The 16,939-nt window shown below is 66.6% G+C and carries 16 protein-coding genes; 9 read left to right on the top strand and 7 right to left on the bottom strand.

What is annotated here, in order from left to right; all coding sequences use genetic code 11:
• Positions 1 to 177 precede the first annotated feature (177 nt).
• Together trpB and AB4Z16_RS03595 are read right to left on the bottom strand one after the other, a co-directional pair.
• Positions 178 to 1,422 carry a tryptophan synthase subunit beta gene (gene trpB, locus AB4Z16_RS03600; protein WP_441509941.1) on the bottom strand — a complete coding sequence of 415 codons (1,245 nt, stop codon included), beginning with the start codon at positions 1,420 to 1,422 and terminating at the stop codon, positions 178 to 180.
• Positions 1,419 to 2,102, bottom strand: a complete 684-nt coding sequence (locus tag AB4Z16_RS03595; RefSeq protein WP_441509940.1) for a phosphoribosylanthranilate isomerase — start codon at positions 2,100 to 2,102, stop codon at positions 1,419 to 1,421. The genes trpB and AB4Z16_RS03595 overlap by 4 nt, the downstream gene beginning before the upstream one ends.
• Positions 2,103 to 2,216: 114 nt before the next feature.
• Between AB4Z16_RS03595 and AB4Z16_RS03590 the strand changes: the two genes are divergently transcribed.
• Both AB4Z16_RS03590 and typA read left to right on the top strand, forming a co-directional pair.
• Entirely contained in the window at positions 2,217 to 3,503 is a 1,287-nt protein-coding gene (locus AB4Z16_RS03590; protein ID WP_441509939.1) for a TAXI family TRAP transporter solute-binding subunit, read from the top strand.
• 153 nt (positions 3,504 to 3,656) lie between these two features.
• The gene (gene typA, locus AB4Z16_RS03585; protein ID WP_441509938.1) at positions 3,657 to 5,480 is read left to right on the top strand and encodes a translational GTPase TypA; all 1,824 of its coding nucleotides are present in this window, start codon (positions 3,657 to 3,659) and stop codon (positions 5,478 to 5,480) included.
• A gap of 45 nt (positions 5,481 to 5,525) precedes the next feature.
• On the opposite strand, the gene AB4Z16_RS03580 is transcribed toward typA, so the two are convergent.
• Positions 5,526 to 6,365 (bottom strand): universal stress protein, encoded by an 840-nt coding sequence (locus AB4Z16_RS03580; RefSeq protein WP_441509937.1) that lies wholly within the window; start codon positions 6,363 to 6,365, stop codon positions 5,526 to 5,528.
• 216 nt (positions 6,366 to 6,581) lie between these two features.
• On the opposite strand from AB4Z16_RS03580, the gene AB4Z16_RS03575 reads away from it, so the two are divergent.
• From AB4Z16_RS03575 to AB4Z16_RS03550, 6 genes are all read left to right on the top strand, one after another.
• Positions 6,582 to 7,520, top strand: a complete 939-nt coding sequence (locus tag AB4Z16_RS03575) for an aldo/keto reductase (protein ID WP_441509936.1) — start codon at positions 6,582 to 6,584, stop codon at positions 7,518 to 7,520.
• 188 nt (positions 7,521 to 7,708) lie between these two features.
• Positions 7,709 to 10,750 carry a DNA polymerase I gene (gene polA, locus AB4Z16_RS03570; protein ID WP_441509935.1) on the top strand — a complete coding sequence of 1,014 codons (3,042 nt, stop codon included), beginning with the start codon at positions 7,709 to 7,711 and terminating at the stop codon, positions 10,748 to 10,750.
• 86 nt (positions 10,751 to 10,836) lie between these two features.
• On the top strand, positions 10,837 to 11,970 hold the full coding sequence (locus AB4Z16_RS03565) for an AI-2E family transporter (protein ID WP_441509934.1): 1,134 nt from the start codon (positions 10,837 to 10,839) through the stop codon (positions 11,968 to 11,970).
• Positions 11,971 to 12,079: 109 nt separating this feature from the next.
• The gene (locus AB4Z16_RS03560; protein ID WP_441509933.1) at positions 12,080 to 12,439 is read left to right on the top strand and encodes a glycine zipper domain-containing protein; all 360 of its coding nucleotides are present in this window, start codon (positions 12,080 to 12,082) and stop codon (positions 12,437 to 12,439) included.
• Positions 12,440 to 12,441: 2 nt separating this feature from the next.
• On the top strand, positions 12,442 to 12,867 hold the full coding sequence (locus AB4Z16_RS03555) for a hypothetical protein (RefSeq protein WP_441509932.1): 426 nt from the start codon (positions 12,442 to 12,444) through the stop codon (positions 12,865 to 12,867).
• A gap of 88 nt (positions 12,868 to 12,955) precedes the next feature.
• Positions 12,956 to 14,344: a sensor histidine kinase gene (locus AB4Z16_RS03550; protein WP_441509931.1), complete on the top strand. Its 1,389-nt coding sequence runs from the start codon at positions 12,956 to 12,958 to the stop codon at positions 14,342 to 14,344.
• Between the two features lie 35 nt (positions 14,345 to 14,379).
• Here AB4Z16_RS03550 and AB4Z16_RS03545 read toward each other — a convergent pair whose 3' ends face one another.
• Both AB4Z16_RS03545 and AB4Z16_RS03540 read right to left on the bottom strand, forming a co-directional pair.
• Entirely contained in the window at positions 14,380 to 14,757 is a 378-nt protein-coding gene (locus tag AB4Z16_RS03545; protein WP_441509930.1) for a response regulator, read from the bottom strand.
• Positions 14,758 to 14,978: 221 nt separating this feature from the next.
• The gene (locus AB4Z16_RS03540; protein WP_441509929.1) at positions 14,979 to 15,473 is read right to left on the bottom strand and encodes a DUF992 domain-containing protein; all 495 of its coding nucleotides are present in this window, start codon (positions 15,471 to 15,473) and stop codon (positions 14,979 to 14,981) included.
• A 116-nt stretch (positions 15,474 to 15,589) separates the two neighbouring features.
• Here AB4Z16_RS03540 and AB4Z16_RS03535 point away from each other — a divergent pair, with 116 nt between their 5' ends.
• Positions 15,590 to 15,823 (top strand): hypothetical protein, encoded by a 234-nt coding sequence (locus tag AB4Z16_RS03535; protein WP_441509928.1) that lies wholly within the window; start codon positions 15,590 to 15,592, stop codon positions 15,821 to 15,823.
• A 7-nt stretch (positions 15,824 to 15,830) separates the two neighbouring features.
• Here AB4Z16_RS03535 and AB4Z16_RS03530 read toward each other — a convergent pair whose 3' ends face one another.
• The gene (locus AB4Z16_RS03530) at positions 15,831 to 16,388 is read right to left on the bottom strand and encodes an extensin-like domain-containing protein (RefSeq protein ID WP_441509927.1); all 558 of its coding nucleotides are present in this window, start codon (positions 16,386 to 16,388) and stop codon (positions 15,831 to 15,833) included.
• Between the two features lie 275 nt (positions 16,389 to 16,663).
• Positions 16,664 to 16,828, bottom strand: a complete 165-nt coding sequence (locus tag AB4Z16_RS03525) for a hypothetical protein (protein WP_441509926.1) — start codon at positions 16,826 to 16,828, stop codon at positions 16,664 to 16,666.
• Positions 16,829 to 16,939 lie beyond the last annotated feature (111 nt).

Here is a 16,939-nt window from a genome sequence, read left to right as displayed (position 1 = left end):
CCGCAGTCGCGAGTCCGGGATCGATCGAACAGCTGTCGCTACCGCTGTCCCCCACCGGCCCGGTCCCGCCTCATGCAGCAGTTCCGGTGCGAACGCATCGGAACAACTCATGGTTGCCGATTATATACCGGGAGTCGAGAGCCGCGAGGCAAGAACTTTGGGCGTGCGAGGCGACGATCAGCGTCCCGCGAGGAACTCCGCGACCTGCGGGATATCCTTGTCGCCGCGGCCAGAGAGATTGACCACCATCAGATGGTCCTTCGGCTTCTGCGGGGCAAGCTCGGCGACGCGGGCGAGGGCATGCGCCGACTCCAACGCTGGAATAATACCCTCCAACCTGGAGATTAGCTGGAACGCCTCCAGCGCCTCCTCGTCGGTGGCCGAGAGGTACTTCACCCGGCCGACATCGTGCAGCCAGGAATGCTCGGGGCCGATGCCGGGATAATCGAGCCCGGCCGAGATCGAGTGGGCGTCCTTGATCTGCCCGTCATCATCCATCAGCAGGAAGGTGCGGTTGCCGTGCAGCACGCCGGGGCGCCCGCCGGTGAGCGAGGCCGCATGCAGGCCGCTCGGGATGCCGTGGCCGGCGGCCTCGACGCCGTAGATCTCGACGGAGGCGTCGTCGAGGAAGGGGTGGAACAGCCCCATCGCATTGGAGCCGCCGCCGATGCAGGCGATCAGCGAATCCGGCAGGCGGCCTTCGGCCTCCTGCATCTGCTCGCGGGTCTCCTTGCCGATGATCGACTGGAAGTCGCGCACCATCGCCGGGTAGGGATGAGGGCCCGCGACCGTGCCGATGCAGTAGAACGTCGTCGCGACATTGGTCACCCAGTCGCGCAGCGCCTCGTTCATCGCGTCCTTCAGCGTCTTGGTGCCGGATTCGACCGGAACGACGGTGGCGCCGAGCATTTGCATGCGGAAGACGTTGGGAGCCTGCCGGGCGACATCGACCGCGCCCATATAGACGATGCATTCCAGGCCGTAGCGGGCGCAAAGCGTCGCGGTGGCGACACCATGCTGGCCGGCGCCGGTCTCGGCGATGATGCGCTTCTTGCCCATGCGCCGCGCCAGCAGGATCTGGCCGAGCACGTTGTTCACCTTGTGGGAGCCGGTATGGTTCAGCTCCTCGCGCTTCAGGTAGATCTTGGCGCCCAATAGGCCGGAGGCCGTCGACTGACTCCGAAAATGCTCGGTCAGTCGTTCGGCGAAATAGAGCGGCGAGGGCCGGCCGACATAATGCTTCAGCCCGTCCGTCATCTCGGCGTGATAGGCCGGATCGGCCTTGGCTGCGTTGTAGGCCTGTTCCAGCTCGAGGATGAGCGGCATCAGCGTCTCCGCGACGAAGCGGCCGCCGAATAGGCCGAAGCGGCCGTTCTCGTCGGGGCCGTTGCGGTAGCTGTTGGGGTTGGAGGGGGCGTTCATGCGCTCGAGCCTTCCTGTACTGCCGCGGCGGCCTTGCGGGCCGCCGCGATAAATTCCGCGATCCGTTGCGGGTCCTTGACCCCCGGCGCGCTTTCCACACCCGAGGAGACGTCGACAGCCGCCGGCCGGGCGATACGAATAGCGTCCGCGACATTCGCCGGATCGAGCCCGCCCGATAGCATGAAGGGAAAGCCGGGGTCGAGATCGGCGAGCAGCGTCCAGTCGAAGGGCCGGCCGTGGCCGCCGGGATAGGCCGCGTCCTTCGGCGGCTTGGCGTCGAGCAGGATGCGGCCGGCCACGTCGCGATAGGCCGCGATGGCTGCGAGATCGCCGATTTCGGCGATGCCGAGCGCCTTCATCACGGGCCTGCCGCTCGTTGCAGCGATGGCTGAGACCAGTTCCGGCGGCTCGGAGCCATGAAGCTGCAGCCAGTCGGGCTTCAGGAACCGGGCCAGTTCGGCGGCGCGCTGCAAGTCCCAGTCCACGACCAGCGCGACGATCTCGGCCTTGCCGCGTGCCATGTCGGCCAACTCGGCGGCGCGCTCGGGCGTGACGAAGCGCGGGCTCTTCGGGTGAAAGTTGAGCCCGATCATGTCCGCGCCGGCATCGAGCGCGGCACGCATGGTCTCGGGGGTTGAGAGACCGCAGATCTTGACCAGGAACGGGGAGCCAATCGACATGGCCGAGCCTTTAGCATGGTCCGTTCGCCGGTGCATGCCGTACTTGCGACATGATGGCGAAGGAAGTCATGCTGAACGGGGCGACGAAGGGGGCACGGATTGGTCCGGCTGGGCATGGGCAGGCGCGGTCTGGCGGTTCTGGCGGCATTGCTCGCCATGTCCGGCCTCGCTGCCGCGGGGTTTTACTATGTCAGCCAGCCGCACACGCTGCGTCTGGCTGTCGGCCCCCTCGGCTCCGAGGATGCGCGCATGGCGGCGGCCTTCGTCCAGGGCCTCAACCGCGACAAGGCCGCCATCCGCCTGCGCCTCATCCTGACGGAAGGCTCCGAGGACAGTGCGAAGAAAATCGATGCCGGACAGGCCGATCTTGCCATGCTGCGGGCCGACATCGCCATGCCCTCCACCGCAGACACGGTTCTGATCACCCGGCGGACCTTTCCCTTCTTCATCACGACCAAAGAGAGCGCCATCGCCCGCATTGCCGATCTGCGCGGCCGCAAGGTCGGCGTGATCCGCAACCCGCCGGGAAATCTCACCCTGCTCAAGCGCGTCCTGACGCAGTACGAGGTGCGGCCCGAGGATGTCGAGATCGTCGCTCTGGCGCCCGACGAGGTGATCCCGGCGGCGAAGGAGGGGCGCATCGAGGTGTTTTTCTCGATCAATGCCGTCGGCTCGCACACCAACAATGAAGGCCTGCGCCGCCTGCGGACCGCCTGGGGCGAGGACCCGGTCCTGATCCCAATCCGCGAGGCCGACGCGCTGGCGGCTCACTATCGCGCGATCGAATCCGGTGAGATCGTCCGCGGCGCGCTGGGCGGCGACCCGCCCCGACCGGCCGAGGGCCTGCAGACGATCTCGATCACCTCGCGCCTCGTCGCCGCGCAAAGCCTCGACGACAATCTGGTCGGGGACCTGACCAAGGACGTCCTCGGTCTGAGGTTGACGCTCGCGGGGGAGGTGCCGGCGGTGCAGGCGCTGGAAACTCCCTCGACCGACAAGGACGCGCCGCTGCCGGTCCATTCGGGCGCCGCAGCCTATATCGACGGCGAGCAGGAGACCTTTTTCGATCGTTACGGCGACTGGTTCTATATCGGTGCGATGGCCCTGTCGGCGGTCGGCACGGGCGGCGCCGCGCTGCTCAGCCGCGACAGCGCCAACCGGCGCCGCCGCGCCATGTCCGGCCTCGACGAGCTATTGGAGTTGCTCACCGTGATCCGCTCCTGCGAGGACGAGGCGGAACTCGCCCGGCTCGGGCGCGAGGCGGACCAGATTCTGACCCGCGTTCTCGCCGACTATGCCAAGGGCGACCTCGATACCGCCGCTCTGGCCGCCTACCGGCTTGCCATCGATCAGGTCGGGCGGGCCGTTGCCGAGCGGCAGCGGGCACTGGCCGAAGTCTGAGCATGCTCACCTTTCGGCAGCCTCAACGGTTGCCGAAACGCCTTCCAGCGTTTATGTGCAGCGCAACGAATTCCGGATTCACGTGAAACTGGCTGCGCCGGCAGGGCTTCGAACCTGACCGGCTCGTGGCCTTGAAAGCAAGGCCCTATCCGCATGTCCATGCGCAACATCGCCATCATCGCGCACGTCGACCACGGCAAAACCACGCTCGTCGACAAGCTGCTGCAGCAGTCCGGCACCTATCGCGACAATCAGCGCGTCATCGAGCGCGTGATGGATTCGAACGACCTGGAGAAGGAGCGCGGCATCACCATCCTGGCCAAGGCGACCTCGGTTGTCTGGAAGGATACGCGCATCAACATCGTCGACACGCCCGGCCACGCCGATTTCGGCGGCGAGGTCGAGCGCATCCTGAACATGGTCGACTCCGCCATCGTGCTGGTCGATGCGGCCGAAGGCCCGATGCCGCAGACCAAGTTCGTGGTCTCGAAGGCGCTGAAGCTCGGCCTTCGCCCGATCGTGGCGATCAACAAGGTCGACAAGCCCGACGCCCGCGTCACCGAAGTCATCAACGAGGTCTTCGATCTCTTCGCCGCGCTCGACGCCACCGACGAGCAGCTCGACTTCCCGATCCTCTACGGTTCGGGCAAGCAGGGCTGGATGGCCCATTCGCCGGAGGGCCCGCAGGACAACGGCCTCGCGCCGATGTACGACCTCATCCTCTCCCATGTGCCGGAGCCGACCGTCGAGGAAGGCCCGTTCCGCATGATCGGCACGCTGCTGGAGGCCAACCCCTATCTCGGCCGCATCATCACCGGCCGCGTGACCTCGGGCACGGCGAAGCCGAACCAGACCGTCAAGGTGCTCTCCGGCGACGGCTCGGTCGTCGAGACCGGCCGCATCTCGAAGATCCTCGCCTTCCGCGGGCTGGAGCGCCAGCCGATCGAGGAGGCCGTCGCCGGCGACATCGTCTCGATCGCGGGCCTGGTGAAGGGTTCCGTCGCCGATACCTTCTGCGACCCCTCGGTCGAGACCCCGATCAAGGCGCAGCCGATCGATCCGCCGACGGTGTCGATGACCTTCATGGTCAACGATTCCCCGCTCGCCGGCACCGAGGGCGATAAGGTCACGACCCGCGTCATCCGCGACCGCCTGTTCAAGGAGGCCGAGGGCAACGTGGCGCTGAAGATCGAGGAAGCCTCCGACAAGGACAGCTACATCGTCTCCGGCCGCGGTGAATTGCAGCTCGCGATCCTGATCGAGACGATGCGCCGCGAGGGCTTCGAGCTCGGCGTCTCGCGTCCCCGCGTGGTGCTGAAGCGTGGCGAGGACGGCCAGCTGCTCGAGCCGATCGAAGAGGTCGTGATCGACGTCGACGAGGAGCATTCCGGCGTCGTCGTGCAGAAGATGTCGGAGCGCAAGGCCGACATGCTGGAGATGCGCCCGTCGGGCGGCAATCGCCTGCGTCTCGTGTTCCACGCCCCGACCCGTGGCCTGATCGGCTACCAGGGCGAACTGCTGACCGACACGCGCGGCACCGCGATCATGAACCGGCTGTTCCACGACTACCTGCCCTATAAGGGCGAGATCGGCGGGCGCCGCAACGGCGTGCTGATCGCGATGGAGACCGGCGAGGCTGTCGCCTACGCGCTGTGGAACCTCGAGGATCGCGGCCCGATGATGATCGAGCCCGGCTGGAAGGTCTATCAGGGCATGATCGTCGGCGAGCACACCCGCGAGAACGATCTCGAGGTGAACGTGCTCAAGGGCAAGAAGCTCACCAACATCCGCACGACGTCGAAGGATGAGGCGGTCCGCCTGACGCCGCCGATCCGCATGACGCTGGAGCGTTCGCTGGCCTGGATCGACGACGACGAGCTCGTCGAGGTCACGCCGAAGTCGATCCGCCTGCGCAAGGCGATCCTCGATCCGAACGAGCGCAAGCGCTCGCAGAAGCAGAAGGCCGAAGTGGCTTGAGGAATTGGGCCGCCATATTGGCGGCCCTTTTCATTTCGGCCCGGTTCAGCGGCTCATCAAGAGCGGCAGCGGCGTGGACTTCAGCAGCGACTGCGTGACACCGCCGAGCAGCCATTCGCGCAGTCGCGAATGCTTGTAGGCGCCGCAGACGATCAGATCGGCGCGGAAATCCGCTGCCGCCTGCCGGATCGTCTCGGCCACATCGTTCTTTCCGCTCACCGCGACGTTCCGAACGGTCACGGACGCGCCGTGGCGCGCCAGATGCGGCGCCAGCTCCGTTCCCGCGACGAAGCGCGACAGATCCTTCTCGCCGGTGACGGAGAGAATCTCGACCTCGGCACCTTTCAGGAACGGCCGGACTTCTGCGACCGCGCGCGCGGCGCCCGCACTGCCGTCCCAGGCGATCAGGATGCGCTTGGCGGCAAAGGCTTCGGCACCTGGCGGCACGATGATCACTGGCCGGCCGCTGTCGAACAGGGCGGCTTCGATCAGGCCCCGGTCGCGCTCTGCCGCGTCCTTCTCGACATCGAGCACGGTAAGGTCGTGGACGCGGGCTTCGCTGACGAGCCGGTCGGCGAGCTCGGCATAGACCAGTTGTGGCGTCTCGATGGTGCTGGTTACGCCCGCGAGGCCGGCGCTGGTCTTGGCGTGCTCGGCGAAGCGCTCGGCGAGCGCGCTGATGCGGCGGTTCTCGACGTTGACGAAGCTGGCGCCAAAGTCTCCGACGAACGAGGCCGGAACGGCGTAGCGCATCGCCGCCGCCTGGATCGACAGATGCGCGCCGGCCTGCTCGGCGAGCGACAGGGCATAGCCCAACGCGGTGTCGTGCTCGCCCAGACCTTCCTCGGTATAGGCGGTGAAGACGCTCTTGATCGACGGGGCCATCGAAATCTCCGGTTGTTGGGCAATGTCCGGCACACGTTTGCCGGATCATTGTGCCTGCGCCTTGCGCTGGGTCAAATGCCCCACGGGAAACCGGAGGCGGGTCGGCATGGAAGTCTCCGTTCTGCGCGCGGCGCAGTGCCTGGGTAACGGCGGCTGCGCTTGTCGGCCTGTCCCGGCTCTGATCCTGTGTGCGCCTTCCGGAGGAGGATCACTGCCATGCAATTCCGCAATCTCGGCCGCTCGGGCCTGCGCGTCTCGCTCGTCGGGCTCGGCTGCAACAATTTCGGCGGGCGCATCGATCTCGACGCGACCCGCAAGGTGGTCGATGCTGCGATCGAGCACGGCATCACCCTGTTCGACACCGCCGACGTCTACGGTGAGCGCGGCGGCTCGGAGACGGCGCTGGGCGAGGTGCTCGGCGCAAGGCGCAAGCAGATTGTGCTGGCGACCAAGTTCGGCATGGAGATGGATGCCGAGGGCGTGAAGAAGGGCGGTTCGCGCGGCTACATCATGAAAGCCGTCGAGGATTCGCTGCGCCGCCTCAAGACCGACTGGATCGATCTCTACCAGCTCCACCGGCCCGATCCGCTGACCCCGATCGAGGAGACGCTGCGCGCGCTCGAGGACCTCATCCGCCAGGGCAAGGTCCGCTATGTCGGCTGCTCGAACGTCGTCGCCTGGCAGGTTGCCGATGCGCAATGGACGGCGCGCGATCTCGGCATTCCCGGCTTCGCCTCGGCGCAGGACGAGTACAGCCTGCTGAAGCGTGGCGCCGAAAGGGACCTGATCCCGGCCATTGCCCATTATGGCATGGGGCTCCTGCCCTATTTCCCGCTCGCCAATGGCGCACTGACCGGCAAGTACAAGCGCGGCGCGGCGATGCCGGAAGGCGCACGCCTGACCAAGCTGCCGCAGCGTGCCGGCGAGATCTTCAGCGAGGATAACTGGCGCAGGATCGAGGGTTTGACTGCCTTCGCCGAGGCGCGCGGCCACAGCCTCGTCGAGCTCGCCTTCTCCTGGCTCGCCGCGCAGCCGGTCGTCTCCAGCGTCATCGCCGGCGCGACCAAGCCCGAGCAGGTCGCGGCCAACGTCAAAGCGGCCGACTGGGCGCTGAGCGCCGAGGAATTGGCGGAGATCGATGCGATCGTGAAGTAGCTTGCCGTCATTCTCGGGCCGCGCATCGCGCGGACCCGAGAATGACGGAACAAGCGTGCACCGGTGAAGGAGATGTTGGGGTCAAGCCCGAGCATGACGGCTTGGGCGCCGCCATTCCTGACAGCTTCTTGCACGTCGCGCCGCCATCGCAATGGACCCGCTGCCTGCGCCCGCTTATGGTCCGCGCCATGAGCGATGCAGCCACGACCGCCCCCGCCCTGAAGCCCGGCGACCACCTCTTTCTGGTCGACGGCTCGAACTTCATCTTCCGGGCCTATTTCCAGTCGATCAACCAGGACCGGAAATACAACGCCCGCTCGGACGGTCTGCCCTCCGGCGCGGTCCGGCTCTTTGCCACCAAGCTCTTCCAGTTCGTGCGTGAAGGCGTGCTCGGCGTCAGGCCGACTCATCTCGCCATCGTCTTCGACAAGTCGGAGAACTCGTTCCGCAAGGCGATCTACCCCGCCTATAAGGGCAACCGCTCCGAGCCGCCGGCCGATCTCATCCCGCAATTCCCGCTGATGCGCGAGGCGGTCCGCGCCTTCGGTCTCATCCCGGTCGAGCAGGATGTCTACGAGGCCGACGACCTGATCGCGACCTATGCCCGTCAGGCCCGCGAGGCCGGTGCCGAGGTGCTGATCGTTTCCGCCGACAAGGACCTGATGCAGCTCGTTGGGCCGGGTGTCGCGATGTACGACCCCGCCTCCGGCGACCAGAAGAAGGGTGCCGGCTTCCGGGCCGAGCGCCGCATCGGCGAGCCGGAGGTGGTCGAGTATTTCGGTGTCACGCCGGATAAGGTCACGCATGTGCAGGCGCTCGCGGGCGATGCCACCGACAATGTGCCGGGCGCGCCGGGCATCGGCATCAAGACGGCCGCGCAGCTCATCGGGGAATATGGCGATCTCGAAACCCTGCTGGCGCGGGCCGGCGAGATCAAGCAGCCGAAGCGCCGGGAGACGCTGACCAATCCGGAAGTGATCGAGAAGGTCCGCATCTCGCACAAGCTCGTCACGCTGGTCGACGATGTGAAGGTCGAGACGCCGCTGGAACACCTGACGCTCGAACAGCCGGACCCGGCGAAGCTCGTCGCCTTCCTCAAGGCGATGGAATTCACCACCATCACCAAGCGCGTCGCCGAGGCCTATGAGGCCGATGTCGGCGCGATCGACCCCGATCCCGCGCTGGCGCCGGGCGGCTCGCGCGCGGCCGAGCTCAAGGCGCTCTATGCCGGCGCCGATGCCATAGAGGACGCCGTCTCTGCCACCGGCCCCGCTGCGCCGTCGCCGGCTGCGACTGCGCTGGAGGCCAGCGGTGGCGAGGCCGGCTGGATGAAGCCAGCCGATCTGGCCGCGTCCCGCAAGAACGAGGCGATCGCGGCCAAGATCGACCGCTCCAAATACGAATGCCTGCGCACGCTCGCCGATCTCGAACGCTGGATCGGCTGGGCCTATGAGGCCGGCCATGTCGCTCTCGATACCGAGACGAATTCGCTCGACGCGATGCAGGCCGATCTCGTCGGCATCTCGCTGGCGGTTGCTCCCGGCCGCGCCTGCTACATCCCACTTCAGCACCGTGCCGGGGATGGCGGCCTCTTCGACGAGGGCTTGCTGCCGGAGCAGATCCCGCTGGCGCAAGCCGTCGCGGCCTTGAAGCCCCTGCTTGCCGACAAGGGCGTGCTCAAGATCGGCCAGAATCTGAAATACGATCTACTGGTGCTGGAGCGCCACGGGCTCTCCGTGTCCCCGATCGAGGACACGATGCTGATTTCCTATGCGCTCGATGCCGGCACCAACAGCCACGGCATGGACAAGCTCTCGGAGCTGCATCTCGGCCACGAGACGATCCCCTATGCACAGGTGGCCGGCAGCGGCAAATCGCAGGTGACCTTTGACAAGGTGCCGCTCGACAAGGCGACCGACTATGCCGCCGAGGATGCCGATGTCACGCTGCGCCTCTGGCTCGCGCTGAAGCCGCGGCTGGCCGCCGAGAAGAAGACCGCGGTCTACGAGGTGCTGGAGCGGCCGATGGTCGCCGTGCTCGCCGCCATGGAAACGCGCGGCATCGCCATCGACCGGCAGATCCTGTCGCGCCTCTCAGGCGATTTCGCGCAGGGGCTGGCGCGGCTCGAGGACGAGATCTACGAGCTTGCCGGCGAGAAGTTCACCATCGGCAGTCCCAAGCAGCTTGGTGACATCCTGTTCGGCAAGATGGGGCTGGCAGGCGCCAAGAAGACCGCGACCGGCCAATGGGCGACGGGCGCCGGCGTGCTGGAGGACCTCGCCGAGCAGGGCCACGCGCTGCCCTCCAAGATTCTGGAGTGGCGCCAGCTCGCCAAGCTTAAATCGACCTATACGGATTCGCTGCCGGGCTATGTGAACCCGCAGACCAGCCGGGTCCACACCTCCTATGCGCTGGCGGCGACGACGACGGGCCGGCTCTCCTCCTCCGAGCCCAATCTGCAGAACATCCCGATCCGCACGGAAGCGGGCCGCAAGATCAGAACGGCCTTCGTGCCCGAGAAGGGCTATAAGCTCGTCTCGGCCGACTACAGCCAGATCGAATTGCGCCTGCTCGCCCATATCGCCGAGATTCCGCAGCTCCGGCAGGCCTTCGCGGATGGCATCGACATCCACGCGATGACGGCCTCCGAAATGTTCGGCGTGCCCGTGCAGGGCATGCCGAGCGAGGTGCGCCGCCGCGCCAAGGCGATCAATTTCGGCATCATCTACGGCATCTCGGCCTTCGGCCTCGCCAACCAGCTCGGCATCGGCCGCGAGGAGGCGAGCGCCTATATCCGCAAATATTTCGAGCGCTTCCCCGGCATCCGCGACTACATGGACCAGACCAAGACCCATGTGCGCGCCCACGGCCAGGTCACGACGATCTTTGGCCGGGTCTGCCATTTCCCGGCGGTTTCCTCGAAGAACCCGTCGGAGCGCGCCTTCGTCGAGCGCCAGGCGATCAACGCCCCGATCCAGGGCTCGGCCGCCGACATCATCCGCCGGGCGATGACCCGCATGGACAATGCTCTGGCCGCCAACCGGCTCAATGCTCGGATGCTGTTGCAGGTCCATGACGAACTCGTCTTCGAGGTGCCGGAGGAGGAGGTCGCAAGGACCCTGCCGATCATCGAGAAGGTGATGGTCGACGCCCCGCACCCGGCCGTGCAGCTCAGGGTGCCCCTCGCCGTCGAGGCCCGCGCCGCCGACAACTGGGACGAGGCGCACTGAGCCGCCGGGAACCGGGCCGATCCGTCCCGCGTTGACGCTTCCGACGCGCCAGGGGGCGCGCGCTCTAACGCGTTGGAAGCAGGAACATGCTCAGCTCATCGGCCTGGCGGCCGTTTCCGCGCTACATTGCGGAACCGGAACCGGTGGAGGAAAGCGCGGAGGTCACGGCTTACGAGCATGATCTCATCGTCCGCTACGCCATTGTCGGCATCTTCGTCATCCTGGCGACGGCCTCGCTCGCGCTGACCAAGGTCATCGCCATGCCGGTCATGGCAGGCGTCATCTTCGGGCTGGTGCTCGGCCCGCTGGTCGACGGGCTCGTTCGCTATGGCGTGCCGCAGCAGGCGGCATCGGCGCTCGTGGTTCTGTTCTTCATTGGCCTGCTGCTCGGAGCGGTCGCGATCCTTGCCGTGCCGGTCGCAGGCTGGAGCGATCAGGCCCCCGCGATGATGGCGGCCCTCCAGACCAAGCTCGCAGGCGTCTTCGCCTTCATGGACGAGTTCAAGCGCGGCATCGCCGCGATGACGGGCAAGGGCGCCGAGCTCAGCGTCTCCCAGGGCAACCCGCTCTTCGATATCGCCCTGACGTCCTCGGCGGCGGCAGGCGGCATGCTGATCTTTGTCGCCACCGTCTATTTCTGGCTGGCGACACGGCGTCACCTCAAGGCCCGGATCCTCAGGCTCTGCCTCGGCCGCGGTGCGCGCCGATCCGCCGGCTCATTCTTCGAGGAGATCGAGACCCGGGTGGCGCGCTACTTCGCTTTGGTGACAGTGATCAATCTCGGGATGGGCGTGCTGACCATGGCCATTGCCTGGCTGGCAGGGTTGCCTTTCCCGGTTTTCTGGGGTGCGCTCGCCTTCCTGCTCAACTATCTCGCCTTCATCGGTCCGGCGATCGTCGCCGTTCTGCTGCTGGCGGGCGCGCTCCTGGATGCGCCGTCACTTCTCTCCGCGCTCTGGCCGGCCGCGGCCTACTACGCCCTCCATCTCGTCGAAGGGAATGCCGTGACGCCGGTCTTCGTCGGCAATCGGCTGACGATCTCCCCCTTCCTCGTCTTCATCGCCTTCATCTTCTGGCTCTGGCTTTGGGGGCCGATCGGAGCGGTACTCTCGACGCCGATCGTGATCGTCGCCATGGTGGCGCAGGAGGAATTCGCCCGCTATCGCCGCGAGAAGGCCAAGGCTGACGTCGAGGAGGCGCAGGAAGCCCAGGCGGCCTAGCCGGAACAGAACCGCAGCCGGGCGCGTTGCGACAGCGGCGGGGCCTCTTGCGGCGGCGCAGCCGCCCCGGCACCATCCCCTTTCAGGAAAGCGACAGGAACCGATCGCCATGGCAACAACGACATCCGCGAAACGTCAGGCGGCCGCGGCCGCCAAGCGCGCCAAGGCCGAAGTCGGGGCGGGTGCCGAGGATGTTGCGGCCGAGATGCGCCAGTCCGGTGCCCGTGCCACGCGGCAAGCGAGCGCGCTCGAGGACACCTTGACCCGCAGCGCCGAAGAAATCGCGGCGACCGTGACGGATCGGCTGCGCGCCGTCGGCGTCGACACCGACAAGATGGTCGATGTCGCCAAGGAGCAGGCCACCGAGTTGCAGAGGTTGATCGAGGACGAGATCCGCGAGCGCCCGCTGCGCGCCCTCGGCCTGGCGGCTGCGGTCGGACTGTTCGTCGGCTATCTGTCGGCGCGCTGACCATGCTGGGGGGGCTCGGATCTTTCATCGCTTCGGAGGTTTCCGGGGCGGTGAAGCGCAACGTCACCGTTTACGGCCTGTTCGGTGTTGCCGCCTTGCTGCTGCTCTGCGCGGCCGGCTACGCGCTGAACGCCCTGCACACGCTGCTGGCGCTTCGCTACGGCGCGATCGCTGCGAGCCTGTGGATCGCGGGAGGGCTGTTTGCAGCGGCTCTGCTGGCCTTCGGCATCGGGCTTTTCGTCAAGAACCGGCGCCGGCCGCCGCGCCCGACCGCCGCGGCGGCGCTCGCTGCAGCGCCATTGGCCGCAAAGCTGATCGGTCCGAGGCTGAGCTGGCGCATGGCTGTCGCCGGTGGCGTAGTCGTGCTCGGCGCCATTCTCGGCCGACAGATCGTTGCCGGCGGCGACAAGGACAAGGACGAGGCGTGACCTCACAGACCTGTTCGGCGCCGCCGCGGTGGACGGCCTGTGTCATTTTACATAGGGATATCAGCATGCGTCCTTTAACAAGGCTGGCATGCCTGCCCAAGTGAGCACACGCAGTCGATTTTCGCTTCCGGCCCTCCCGGCCTTCGGCACGCGGCTTCGCTCGGCGACGACCACGATCATTGCGATCGGCGTGGTTGCCGTGGCGATCGTCGTGGCTGCGTGGATCAACCAGCAGGCGCGCGAGGCCGCCGACTCGGCCGCGCATGCCGTTGAGATCCGCGAGCGGGCCGAGCGCTTCCTCGGCCGGCTCCGCGATGCCGAGACCGGCCAGCGCGGCTATCTCCTCACGGGCCAGGCGAGCTATCTCGAACCCTTCACGGAAGGGCGGGCGGCAGCCGGGCCGGAGCTCGATATCCTCGCCGCCCTCGTCGATGCCGATCCGCTCCAGACGGCGCAGGTGGCCAAACTGCGCGACGACATGCGCCTTAAATTCGAGGAGCTCGACCGCACGATCGTGCTCGAGCGGGCAGGGCGCCGCGATGAGGCGCTGGCCCTCGTGCGCGATGCCACCGGCAACGACGCGATGGATCGGCTGCGCGACACGGTGCGGGAGATCCAGCAGACGGAGAACGTCCGCCTCCTGTCTCTCTATCGCCGGGAGGAGCGCCGCCGGCTCTGGGGCAGCACGGGTATCGTCATCGCGCTGGCGGGATTGGCGTTCGCCGCCTGGCAGCAGCTGCGCCGGCGCCAGCGCCGCAGCCTGGCGCTGGCGCTCAGCAATGCCGAGCTCGAAAAGATCGTCAGCGAACGGACCAGGCAGCTCGAGAACGAACATCTGCGGATCGAGGCGCTGCTGCGCGACGTCAATCACCGTGTCGGCAACAACCTGGCTATGGTCTCGGCGTTGCTCAACGTTCAGAGCCGGCAGACGCGGGAGCCGGCGGTGAAGGCCGCGCTGGCTCAGGCGCAGTCACGCATCCAGGCGATCGCGGCCGGCCAGAGGCGACTGCGCCTCGATATCGAAACGGACGAGATCGACGCGCGCCCCTATATGGAGGACCTGCTCGCCGAGATCGGCAAGGCGGCGGAAGGTCGCCCGATCACCATCGATCTCGATATGGATTCGATCCGCCTGCCGGGGCGCGATGCCGTCTCCTTCGTCGTCATCGTCAACGAGCTCGTCACCAACGCGATCAAGCATGCTTTTCCGGACGGTATGCCCGGGAAAGTCATGATCCGCTTCGCACGCGAAGACGCTGAGGACGCGCCGGCCCTCACCATGTCGATCGAGGACGATGGCGTCGGTCTGCCCGCCGCAGCCGAGAATAAGGGCCTGGGACAGACGGTGATCGCGAGCCTGCTGCGCAGCATGCGGGCCACAATGACGACCGAGCCGCTGCGCCCGGGGAACGAACGGCCCGGGACGCGTGTGACGTTGACGTTTCCGAAGCGGGAGAACTCGCAGCCTTCGCCTTGATGCGTTGAGTTTGTGCGGTGATCGAGCGCTTGGCGCTAGCCTTGGGCAGCCTCGTCGCGGGCCCCGATCGCATTCACGACGAAACGGGCCACCTCGTGAATCGAGAACGGCTTGCGCAGGAAGCGTTCGCTGCGCAGAGGGGCGGGAACATCGCTCGGAGCCGATCCCGAGACGAAAGCGAAGGGTGTTCCGGCTTCCTGAAGAGCACGCGCGACGTCGAAGGTCTTGCCGTCGACGACGTCGATGTCGAGCAGCGCACAGGACAATTTTCGTGCCGCGGCGCGGCGCGCTTCGGCTACGGACACGACCACGATCAGCTCGGCCTCGGCGCCGAGCTGCTCCGCCACGGCACTTTCGATGTCCATGGCGATGAACGGGTCATCTTCGACGATCAGAACGCGGATATCAGCCATCGACCGGCGGCTTCTCTCTCTGCAACCCCATGATGTCTCGATAACGTCAGGGGATTGCCGATGTTCCTGCTTCTATCTCGATCGTGGGGTAGAAGCGTTGACTTTGAGTCAATTTTGCCAGGTCAAGGTTAGCGAAAAGTAATTCTTCGGGGGATCACGCCTGCCCAGAGGTTTTGATCAGGTCGTGGGAACGCGTTCCCGCCCTATCGAATGTCGGTCTTTCAGCGCCGCTTGCCGGGAGGCACGAGCGTCAGTTCCAGGGCGGTCACGCCCGTCGAGACATTGATGCCCCGATGGCCCTGGAACGGCAGCGGCTGCAGGGTCACTTGGTTTTTCTCCCCCCCGTTCAGGACATGTCCGCTTGTTCCGGCGCCCGTCCCCGACGCGCTGTACTGACCCGTCAGCGCGCCGAGCGGCGCGCGTGCATACGGACCGAAGACGCGCCAGGCCATTGCCGCGCTGCGAATCGACGCGAGATCCATGCTGAAGCCGCGGACGACGCCGGTATATTGCTGGAGCGGCCCCCGCCGGGGGCGGAAGCGGCACTCCATCGGCTTCTGCGTCGTCACCGTTGCGGCAGGGGGGCTGCTGAGCGTGCAGGATAGCCGCCCGGTGGACGGCCCGGTCGGCTGCTGGGCCGATGCCGGGCTGGTCAGGCATGCCAGGCCTGCGAAGGCGGCGAGGGCAAGGCTGGATCGGGAATGCCCAGTAATCATCGCATATGCTCCTGGCGGTGGACCGATCGAAACGCCCCAAGAAACCCACAGTTCCGCCGTAAGGGAACCAAAGCTAGCCTGTTGCGTTGACTCGTTATCTTGGCATGGGAATGTCGATGTCCGTGAGTCGTCTGCGGGGAGAAATCCCAACAATCCACGACCAGGCCTCCGAGGCGGTTCTTCCGCCATTCTGGGAGCTCGAGGATTTGCTGGCGACCGGACTTGATTGCGACGCGGCGCTGGCTGTGATGGCGGCGCGGCGCGCCGCTCCGCGGCTTGTCGATGGCGACGGGATTGATGATACGCCGGAATCCCGGTCCTTCCTGCTGCGCTTCGACACTGGCGCCTAGATCTCCCCTACTGGCAAAAACGTGATGTGCGCGAACGTCGCGTCTGGATGTCGACGTGCAGGTGATTGGCATGGGCGGCGTCGGAGCCGGGCCCCAGCGCCGTCATGAAAGCCCCACACGCCGACTGACGGACTGCGTCGAGGAAGCGGTTCTGGACAAGGCCGGAGGGCTTCTCGACCAGGACTGTTTCCGACGTGCCGCCTTCCGCGAGTTTGAAGGCGAAGATGTCCAAGGCCTGACCGCTCGCATGCTCGCTGATCGGTCCGGTGGAGGCTCCATTACGTCGCCGGCATTCCTGCCCGCCGCCGACACGCATCGCGGCGAGGCTGAGGTTGAAATATCCGCGCGCCAAGGGCTGAATGCTGGTGTCGAGCCAGTCTGCGACGGCCGATGCCATCGCGCAGCTGATCAGCGGCGCCGGCTCGAAGGTCACCGTCTGTCCCGATGCGCTGCCCCGGATTGCGAGGGCGTGGAGGCGGACCGGCTCGTCCACGCGGCAGGCGGGGTCGGCCTTCGAAACATTCGAAACGGCAGACTCCAACCTGTTTCCGGGAATGGAGGCCATCCTGACGAGGCAAGCCTGGGGTTCTACGCTTGTCGTCTGGGGCAAGGGCTGGGAGGACGGGGGGGGCGAGGGCTTGGCTTGCTCCGGGGGAGGAGCGGGCGTGCGCGCCGCAAGCTCTGCGGGCCGCGGCGGCGGCAATCTTTGCAAGGACCATCTTTGCACGGACCCCTGGAACCGCGGTGACGCGACCTCCGCACGGACTGACGCGGGGACGAGGCCGACGGCGGTCAGCAGAAGTATTCGTGCAGCTGAACAGCCGAGGCGGCTTGCCAAGTTCAGCTGTCGAGAGCGGCTGCTCCAGCCACGGCCAGGCTGGTCAATGCGGCCAGTACTAGTGACAGAATTTCGCCGCTCATGGCGCCCGGTGCCACGGCTCCTGAAAACAGTGTTGCCGCGACCGAAATCGCTGCGATCGCTGCCGACAAGCAGGTCATCGCCATGGTCCATGCCCTCCCGCACCGAAAACCAAACCGACATCGTGTTGCGGAACGTGCGGCGGCGGTGCTGGTTCCGGGCGCGACAAAAAAAGCCCGCGGCGCGCCGCGGGCTTC

Source organism: Allobosea sp. TAF32, assembly GCF_052113585.1.
GTDB lineage: Bacteria > Pseudomonadota > Alphaproteobacteria > Rhizobiales > Beijerinckiaceae > Allobosea.
Note: the sequence above shows the minus strand (reverse complement) of the source record. Positions and strands in the feature narration are given on the sequence as shown.